9 protein-coding genes are annotated in these 8,430 nt (G+C 72.3%); 3 read left to right on the top strand and 6 right to left on the bottom strand.

From position 1 onward, the window contains the following. The coding region (locus tag IE312_RS40445) for an amino acid permease (protein ID WP_229899915.1) at positions 1-900 on the top strand (900 nt) is incomplete at its 5' end. Here the strand turns inward: IE312_RS40445 and IE312_RS16815 are convergent. From IE312_RS16815 to IE312_RS16805, 3 genes are read right to left on the bottom strand one after another with little or no spacing between them, the layout of a single operon-like run. Beyond that, positions 848-2,107, bottom strand: coding sequence for a sensor histidine kinase (locus IE312_RS16815; protein ID WP_189982565.1), 1,260 nt, complete (start codon positions 2,105-2,107; stop codon positions 848-850). The two genes, IE312_RS40445 and IE312_RS16815, sit on opposite strands and share 53 nt — an antisense overlap. Further along, positions 2,104-3,900: a sodium/solute symporter gene (locus tag IE312_RS16810; protein WP_229899914.1), complete on the bottom strand. Its 1,797-nt coding sequence runs from the start codon at positions 3,898-3,900 to the stop codon at positions 2,104-2,106. The genes IE312_RS16815 and IE312_RS16810 overlap by 4 nt, the downstream gene beginning before the upstream one ends. Before the next feature lie 46 nt (positions 3,901-3,946). Further along, entirely contained in the window at positions 3,947-4,216 is a 270-nt protein-coding gene (locus IE312_RS16805; protein WP_229899912.1) for a hypothetical protein, read from the bottom strand. Between the two features lie 314 nt (positions 4,217-4,530). Between IE312_RS16805 and IE312_RS16800 the strand changes: the two genes are divergently transcribed. Then, positions 4,531-5,064 carry a hypothetical protein gene (locus tag IE312_RS16800; RefSeq protein WP_189982563.1) on the top strand — a complete coding sequence of 178 codons (534 nt, stop codon included), beginning with the start codon at positions 4,531-4,533 and terminating at the stop codon, positions 5,062-5,064. Between the two features lie 61 nt (positions 5,065-5,125). Beyond that, a complete protein-coding gene (locus IE312_RS16795; protein WP_189982561.1) occupies positions 5,126-5,701 on the top strand; it encodes a DUF488 domain-containing protein in 576 nt (191 codons plus the stop codon). Here IE312_RS16795 and IE312_RS16790 read toward each other — a convergent pair. From IE312_RS16790 to ectA, 3 genes are all read right to left on the bottom strand, one after another. After that, positions 5,698-6,321 (bottom strand): LysE family translocator, encoded by a 624-nt coding sequence (locus IE312_RS16790; RefSeq protein WP_189982559.1) that lies wholly within the window; start codon positions 6,319-6,321, stop codon positions 5,698-5,700. The genes IE312_RS16795 and IE312_RS16790 overlap by 4 nt on opposite strands. A 210-nt stretch (positions 6,322-6,531) precedes the next feature. Further along, positions 6,532-7,818, bottom strand: coding sequence for a cytochrome P450 (locus IE312_RS16785; protein WP_229899910.1), 1,287 nt, complete (start codon positions 7,816-7,818; stop codon positions 6,532-6,534). A gap of 50 nt (positions 7,819-7,868) precedes the next feature. Next, complete coding sequence (gene ectA / locus IE312_RS16780) at positions 7,869-8,408, bottom strand: diaminobutyrate acetyltransferase (RefSeq protein ID WP_189982557.1); 540 nt, start codon at positions 8,406-8,408, stop codon at positions 7,869-7,871. Positions 8,409-8,430: the final 22 nt, after the last annotated feature.

The raw sequence follows: 8,430 nt of genomic DNA, 5'->3' as shown, positions 1-8,430 counted from the left end.
GGCACCCGGTACGTGGGCGCCGTCCAGCTGGTCTCCACGGTGCTGAAGTTCGTGCCGCTCCTGCTCGTCGCGGTCGGCGGGCTGTTCTTCTTCGACCCCGACCGGCTCGGGCCGTTCAACTCCAGCGGCCACGGCGCGATCGGCGCGGTGTCCGCCTCCGCCGCCCTGCTCCTGTTCTCCTACCTCGGGGTGGAGTCCGCCGCCGTCAGCGCGGGCGAGGTCAACAACGCCCGGCGCAACGTGGGACGCGCGACCGTCATCGGCACCGCGGGCGCCGCGCTGGTGTACCTGCTGGGCACGCTGTCCGTGTTCGGCACGGTCGCGCACGACCGCCTGGTGACGTCCACCGCCCCGTTCTCCGACGCGGTGAACTCGATGTTCGGGGGCAGCTGGGGCGGTACGGCCGTGGCGCTCGCCGCCCTCGTGTCGATGACCGGCTGCCTCAACGGCTGGACCCTGCTGAGCGCGCAGACGCCGTACGCGGCGGCTCGCGACGGACTGTTCCCGAGCGCCTTCACGCGCCGTCGGCGGGGCGTGCCGACGGTCGGGGTCGGTGTGACGGTCGTCCTCGCCTCGCTGCTCACCGTCTTCAACTACTTCTCGGGCTCGGGCAAGGTCTTCGAGGTCCTGGTCCTGGTCACCACGTTCACCGCGACCGTGCCGTACCTGCTGGCCGCCGCCGCGCAGATCTTCCACCTGGTGGCCGGCCGGCCCGAGGCCGTCGACCGGTCCCGGCTGGTGCGGGACTCCGTGGTCACCGCGGTGGCCGCCGCGTTCTCGGTCTGGCTGATGGCGGGCGCCGGCTACGCAGCGGTCTACCAGGGCGCGCTGTTCCTGTTCACCGGGATCATCGTCTACGCGGTGATGGCGGCCCGGCGGCAGCGGAAGCAGGCCCGGTGACGGGCCGGGGCGATCCCGGGGGCGCGCTGTGCACGCCGGGCCGGTACTTGGGGATCCGGATCGTGACCCTCGTGCCGGCTCCGACGCCGGTCTCGATCACCAGCCCGTGGTCGTCGCCGTACACCTGACGCAGCCGCTCGTCGACATTGCGCAGTCCGACGCCCGCCGCGGGTCCGTCCTCGCCGCGCAGGATCCGGCGCAGCCGGTCCGGTTCCATGCCGACCCCGTCGTCCTCGACGACGATCCGGGCCGTCGCCCCCTCGTCCTGCGCGGTGATGCCGATGCGGCCGCGTGCGACGCCCTCCTCCAGCCCGTGCTTGACGGCGTTCTCCACCAGGGGCTGCAGGCACAGGAACGGCACGGCCACGGGCAGCACCTCGGGGGCGATCTGCAGGGTCACCCGCAGCCGCTGCCCGAACCGGGCGCGTACCAGCTCCAGGAACTGCTCGACGCAGCGCAACTCCTCGGCCAGGGTGGTGAAGTCACCGTGCCGGCGGAACGAGTAGCGGGTGAAGTCGGCGAACTCCAGCAGCAGGTCGCGGGCGCGCTCGGGGTCGGTGCGGACGAACGAGGCGATCGCCGCCAGGGAGTTGTAGACGAAGTGCGGGGAGATCTGCGCGCGCAGCGCCCGGATCTCCGCCTCGATCAGGCCGGTGCGGGTGCGGTCGAGTTCGGCGAGTTCGAGCTGGACGGAGACCCAGCGCGCCACCTCCTCGGTGGCCCGGGCCGCGGGCACCGACTCCCCCGCGCCCAGCACGACGAGCGCGCCGAGCACCCGTCCGTCGACGGTGAGCGGCGCGGCGGCGCCCCGGCGCACGGAGCAGTCCGGGTCCGGGCAGCGGACGGCGAACGTCTGGGTGCGCCCGCTCTCCAGGAGACGGCGGACGCTCCCCAGGGCGGTGTCCGCGTGGTGCCGGCCCGGTCCGTCCCAGGCCAGCAGCCGGTCCTCGGCGGTGAGCGCGAGCGCGGCCGTGCCGAACAGCGGGCGGAGCCGTCGTACCGCCTTGCGGGCCGTGTCCTGCGTGAGTCCGGCGCGCAGCGGGGGCGCGGCCGCGGACGCCGTGTGCAGGGTGCGGAAGGTGGCGCGCTCCACGGGGCCGCCGCGGTGCGTTCCGTCCCGGCCGCCCCGGCGGGCCAGGAGATGTCCCGCGGCCAGGCCGGCGGCGAACACGGGGGCCGCGGCGGCGAGGAGGGCGGGCCCGTTCACGTGCGGGGCCCTGCGCCGGGCCGGCGGATCGTCATGGGGTGATCACTCCTCGGCGGCCGCGTCCCGGCCGGCGGGTTCGGGGGGACGGGGGGTTCGGGCAGGTGGAGGCGGGCCATGGCGGCCTCGGTACCGGGCGGGATCCGGTCCCGGGTGGCCAGGGAGACCAGGATCATGGTCAGGAAGCCGAGCGGTACCGACCACACGGCCGGCCAGGCGAGCAGGGTGTGCGGCCAGCCGTCGGTGACGGGTCCGGCGATGGTCAGGGCCACCGCGGTCAGGGCGCTGCCGCCGCCGGTGAGCAGGCCCGCGATCGCGCCGGGCGCGGTGAGGCCGCGCCACCAGATGCCGAGCAGCAGCAGCGGGCAGAAGGAGGAGGCGGCCACCGCGAAGGCGAGGCCGACGGCGTGGGCGACGGGGAGTTCGCCGGCCGCCACGCTCACCGTGACCGGCACGGCGACGGCCAGGAGCGTGGCCGGCCGGAAGTGGCGGACGCCGGGCGAGGGCAGCAGGTCCTGGCCGAGCACGCCCGCGACCGACAGGACGAGCCCGGAGGCGGTGGACAGGAAGGCGGCACAGGCGCCGGCGGCGATCAGGGCCCCGAGCAGATCACCGAGCGTGCCGCCGACGAGGCGTTCCGGCAGGACCAGTACGGCGGCGTCCGTCGTGCCGGTGAGCAGCAGGTCGGGCGCGTAGATGCGGCCGAGCAGGCCGTACAGCGGCGGGAGCAGGTAGAAGCCTCCGACCAGGGCGAGGACGATCACGGTGGTGTGCCGGGCGGCGCGGCCGTCGGGGTTGGTGTAGAAGCGGACGAGGACGTGGGGCAGGCCCATGGTGCCGAGGAAGGTGGCGAAGATCAGCCCGTACGTCGTGTACAGCGGGTGGTCGTCCCTGCCGCCGGACAGCGGTGCCGCCCAGCTGGAGGCCCCCGCGCGCCGGCCGTCGCCCGGCTCGCGCTCGGGCACCGGGGTGCCCGCCGGGAACCTGAGGGTCGTACCGGCCCGGACCTCGTGCACCCCGGGGTCCAGCGACAGCCGGTCGCCGTCGTGGCGGCGGCCGTCCACGGCGCCGGTCGCCACGGCGCGCAGCGGCGTCTCGACGCGGAGACGGACGGTGGTCTCGACGGTGACCTGGGTGTGGCGGCGGAAGGTGGGCGGTTCGTCCAGGGCCTCGGCGGGGCGGGGATCGCCGTGCCAGGCGAGGAGGAGGAAGACGGCGGGCACGAGGAGCGCGGTCACCTTCAGGCAGTACTGGAAGGCCTGCACGAAGGTGATGCCGCGCATGCCGCCGGCGGCCACGGCCGGTGTGACGACGACCGCGACGAGCAGCGCGCCGAACCAGCGCGGGGCGCCGGTCACCAGGCCGAGGGTGAGGCCCGCGCCCTGCAGCTGGGGCAGCAGGTAGAGCCAGCCGACGCCGACGACGAGCACACCGGCGACGCGCCGGGCGGCCCGGGACTCCAGCCGCGCGTCGGCGAAGTCGGGCAGGGTGTAGGCCCCGGAGCGGCGCAGCGGGGCGGCGACGAAGACAAGCAGGACGAGGTAGCCCGCGGCGTAGCCGACGGGGAACCAGAGCATCTCCACGCCCTGGGCGGCGACGAGTCCGGCGATGCCGAGGAACGAGGCCGCCGAGAGGTACTCGCCGCTGATCGCCATGGCGTTGAGGTACGGCGGAACGGTACGGGAGGCGACGTAGAAGTCGGAGGTCGTGCGGGAGATGCGCAGGCCCGCCGAGCCCGTCACCAGGGTCCCGACGACCGCCGCCGACACGGCTGCGATGCCGTACGTCTGGTTCACCCGGCGGCTCCCGGCGTCCGGCCGGACGGGTACGGCGGGACGTCGCTCACCGCCGGCCCCCTTCGGCACGGTCCGCGGTGTCCCCTCCGGCGCGGTCCGCGGTGTCTCCTTCGACGCGCTCGGCGCGTACGACGTACCAGCGGCCGATGACGACGAGCGCGGGGTAGGCGGCGACCCCGAGGACGGCCCACACGACCAGCGTGCCGCCCGGCCGCACCGCCGGGTCCGGCAGGGCTGTGAAGGCGAGGGGGAGCAGCCCGAGCAGAACGACGAGCATGCCGAACGTCTTGAGAGAGAGCGCGAGTTGACGGCGCATCAGGTCACGGAGGGCGAGAGGGTCGACGGCGGGGCCGGGGCGCGCGGGGCCGTGCCTTCCCCGAGCCGGACGGGCCGCACGCGCAGCCCCCGTGACCACCTCACGCCGAGGAGTCCCAGGTGCACCCATGCCGCGTCCTCCGACCGCGATGATCACACTTCGCAGTGGAGTGTACGCATCACGAAACCGATGCGACAGCTCTGTCCGGCTCCGGTGTCCGGCCTCCGTGCCGGGCCGCGGAGGGGTGCCGCAGGAGCCGCACCCCCGTTGCCGCGGGCGCGTGAACGGGGCCGCCGCCGGGTACCCGGCGGCACATGATCGGAAGAGTCCTCCGGCAGGGGCTGGTGGCCGGCACCGTCGGGGGCCTGGTGATGACCCTCGGCGAGAAGATCGAGCAGACCATCACAGGCCGCCCCGACTCCCATGTGCCCGCGCGGGTCCTCCAGCGCCTGACCGGCCTGCCCGAGAGCCCGGGCACACCACCGGTGCCGCTCAACTGGGCCATGCACTTCGGCCAGGCCGCCCTGCTCGGCGTCGTGCGCTCGATCATGGCCCAGGCCGGTCTGCGCGGGCCGCTGGCCTCCGCGAAGTTCGCCGTCGTACGCCTCACCAACGACCAGATCCTGGAGAACGCGACCGGTGTGGGCGCCCCGCCGGGCACCTGGCCGCGCGGGGAGGTCGTCGTGGACGTCCTGCACAAGGCGGTCTACGCCTTCGCCACCGGTGCCGTCGCCGACGCCCTGGCCGACCGCGGCGGCCCCGGCCCGGGGCAGGTGCACGCCGCCCTCCGCCCCGGCCGCCGCTCCGGTGTCGGACCGCTCCCCCGCGGGGACGCCCCCGGGCGCTGAAACCGGGGGCCGGGGGCCGGCCGTGCGTGCCGCCTCGGCCGGTCCGTGGTCCACTCGGCGTATGGGCCACGGCCGGACCGACCCCGCGGACGCCGCTCCCGAGCCGCGTCCGGAGCTCCTCACGTTCGGGCACGGCACGGCCGACCGGACCACCCTGGCCGGCCTCCTGCGAGGAGCCGGCGTCGCCGCCGTCGTGGACGTGCGGACCGCGCCCGGCAGTCGCCGCAATCCGGACGTGTCACGTCAGCGGCTGGCCCAGTGGCTGCCCGAGGAGCGGCTCGCCTACCGGTGGGAGCAGCGGCTGGGGGGCTGGCGCAAGCCGCCGCCCGACTCCCCCGACACGGTCTGGCGCAACGAGTCCTTCCGCGGCTACGCCGCCCACACGCGCAGCCCGGAGTTCGTCGCCGCGATGGACGTCCTGATGGCGCAGGCGGCCGGGGAACGCACCGCGGTGATGTGCAGTGAGGCGGTGTGGTGGCGGTGCCACCGGCGCCTGATCGCCGACTTCGCCGTCCTGGCCCTCGGCGTGCACGTCCTGCACCTGATGCACGACGGACGCCTCACGGCGCACTCCCCGACACCGGGAGTGCGCCTGCGCGGCGACGGTCTGATCGTCTACGACGTCCACCGGGACTAAGCCAGCAGGATCTCGCCGAAGATCGTCCCGGCCAGGAGGACGTATACGGTGCTCGCGATGTAGTTGAGGACGGCCGTCGCCTTGGTCGAGTCGACGAGACGTGCGTGGAAGAATCCCGCCAGCATTCCGACGGCCCCGTACAGGACCACCTCCATCACGACGTCAATCGCCCCGAGGACCGCCATCTGCACTCCCGGATTCTCCGCGTCCCCGATGAACTGCGGGAGCACCGCGAGGAAGAAGAGGATGATCTTCGGATTGGTCAGGCAGACGAAGACACCTCGCAGGTACCACCGTCCCGCCGTGACACCGCTGTGCCCGCTGATCGCACGACGCGCATGGCGCATCGTGGCGAACGCCAGCCACAGCAGATATGCCGCGCCCAGAATCCTGACCGCGTCGAGCACCAAGGGGTGCGACCGGGCGACCTGGCCCATGCCGGCGACGACGGCGGCGGCATAGATGCTCATGCCCGTACCGATGCCGAGGATGGCCTTCACCGCCGCCCGCCGACCGCCTTCGAGACCCACGGCCAGCATGTAGGCCATGTCCGGCCCGGGTGGACCGAGGAAGAGCAGGATCACTGCGACGTAGCCCGGCAGCACCGTCACATCCACCATCGTCAGTGACCTCCCCCGGCGTACGGCGCGGGGCCCCCGAGGGGCTGGTAGTGGTCGTTCCGTGCTGGTTTGCCGCAGCCGGCGGCCGGGCGTCCGGTGCTGGCCCTGGAGGGTGTCATGGGATCTCCGAGTCGACTTAGAACCGCCTAAGCCGGTTCTACCATGAGGGCGCTTCCGCAAGCAACCAGCTGAGCTGGTTCCCGCGACCTTTCAAGAACGCCGGGTGAAGGTGATCGGCAGCTTCTTCGCCCCGGTGTTCCCGGAATCGGGCAGCCACTCGGCGCCTTCTCCTATCCGCAGATCGGTCATGCGTGCGGACAGCGCCGAGAGGGCCACGTCCATGTCCGCCCTGGCGACGAAATGGCCGAGGCAATGATGTATGCCGCCACCGAACGCGAAGTGAGGCGAGCGGTCGGCGTCCAGGTCGATACGGTCCGGGTCCTTGTACTCGGCCGGATCGGTGCCCGACGACTGGGTGAACAGGTGGACGGTCGTCCCCTTGTCGATCGTGCACCCCTTGTGCTCCAGGGTTTCCGCCGCTTCGCGCGTGACCCATCGGCCCACAGGATTCACGCGGAGTACCTCCTCGACCGCCTTGACGGCATAGCGGTCGGGGTCGGCGGCCAGCTTTTCCCACTGGTCGGGTTGTTCGGCGAACGACTGCACGGCCAGCGCCAACTGGTTCCGTGTCGTGTCGATCCCGGCGAATATGAGCAGGATGATGAGGTTGATCAGCTCCTGGTCCGACAGCCTGCCGTCGTCCTCGTCCCTCGTCTCCACGAGAGTGCTCAGGATGTCGTCCCGAGGCGCCTCCCTCCGGCTCCGCACCAGGGATTGCGCATACTGAGTGATTTCGGCGACGGCATCGTCGATGCGCTCGATGTTCTCCCTGATGGAAATGCCGATACTGAGGCCGATCGTGGCCGCGAGCCGGTGGATCTTGTTCCAGTCACGCTCGTCGATGCCCAGCATCATGCACAGGATCCTGGTCGAATACGGCGCTGCGAAGCGACTGGTGAACTCGGTCCGCCCCTCGTCGATCCAGTCGTCGATCAGGCTGTCGGCCAGGGCCCGGAAGCGAGGGCGCAACGGCTCGATGCGACGCGGCGAGAACGCGGGATTGACCAGGCGCCGGATCCTGTGGTGCTCGTCGCCCTCCAGTACGAGCAGCGTCTTCCGCCACCAGTCGGCGAAGCGCCCCTCGGACACTCCGTGCTGGGCGGGCCATTTCGCCGAACCCTGCGTCAGACGAGGGTTCTTCAGGAGGAAATTGCTGTCCTCGTAGGAGAGGACGGCGATACCCCAGTCGGTTCGTGCGTACCAATGCGCAGCTCGCGCCTTCCGCATCTCTTCCGAGTCCATGCGGAAGCTGTCGTCGTTCATGTCGATGTACACAGGTGAGGATGGCTGCGCCATGGCTAACATCTCCCAGTCGTCGAACATGGTGCTCATCACGTGGATCACCGGTGCCCGCCCCCGGACCGAAGTCGCGGCCACGATCGGTCCCTGCCGAGGCGGCACGCGGACCGGGGGCGGGCGGACCGGTGTCAGCCGGCCGTCAACGGGCCGATGCGGTAGAGGACTTCGTCGTGGTGGCTGTCGGGGAAGAGGCTGCTGGGGAACAGCACGCGCGTCTCGACGGGAGCCGAGTGTTTCTTCGCGAACTGCTTCAGCACCATGAGGATCGCCTTGTTCTCGGCGGAGACCGTGGCCTCGACGTACCGGGCGCCCTGGGCCACCTGCTGGTCGGCCGCGGCCTGGAAGAGCTTCACCCCGAGGAACGGGATGCCGTGGCGCGGATTGACGGCGGTCTGCCAGACGAAGTAGGTCTCCGGCTCTTCGGGGCGGCGGTAGCCGGTGAGGAAGCCGACGATCTCGTCGTCCACGGTCGCGACCAGCGAGCCGTCGGTGAAGTCCCGGAACCACAGCGTGTAGTAGTAGATGCTGTTGGAGTCCAGGCCGGGGGTGTTCTCGACCAGCTTCCACACGGCCGGGCCGTCCTCGGGCACCGGGGCCCGGAAGACCGCCCGCTTGCTCGCGGCGGTGCGCTGCTCTGCGGCGGCTGCGGGGGTAGCACTGATCGTCATGGTCAGACCGCCTCGGTCTCTG

Source organism: Streptomyces capoamus, from assembly GCF_014654935.1.
Classification (GTDB): domain Bacteria; phylum Actinomycetota; class Actinomycetes; order Streptomycetales; family Streptomycetaceae; genus Streptomyces; species Streptomyces capoamus.
The sequence above is the reverse complement of the archived record's forward strand: the minus strand, read 5'-3'. Positions and strand labels throughout refer to the sequence as shown.

Coding starts and splice junctions, on each gene's coding strand:
- IE312_RS16805 (WP_229899912.1), bottom strand. CDS start 4,216: ATGCGCCGTCAACTCGCGCTCTCTCTCAAGACGTTCGGCATGCTCGTC.
- IE312_RS16800 (WP_189982563.1), top strand. CDS start 4,531: ATGATCGGAAGAGTCCTCCGGCAGGGGCTGGTGGCCGGCACCGTCGGG.
- ectA (WP_189982557.1), bottom strand. CDS start 8,408: ATGACGATCAGTGCTACCCCCGCAGCCGCCGCAGAGCAGCGCACCGCC.
- IE312_RS16790 (WP_189982559.1), bottom strand. CDS start 6,321: ATGGTGGATGTGACGGTGCTGCCGGGCTACGTCGCAGTGATCCTGCTC.
- IE312_RS16795 (WP_189982561.1), top strand. CDS start 5,126: ATGGGCCACGGCCGGACCGACCCCGCGGACGCCGCTCCCGAGCCGCGT.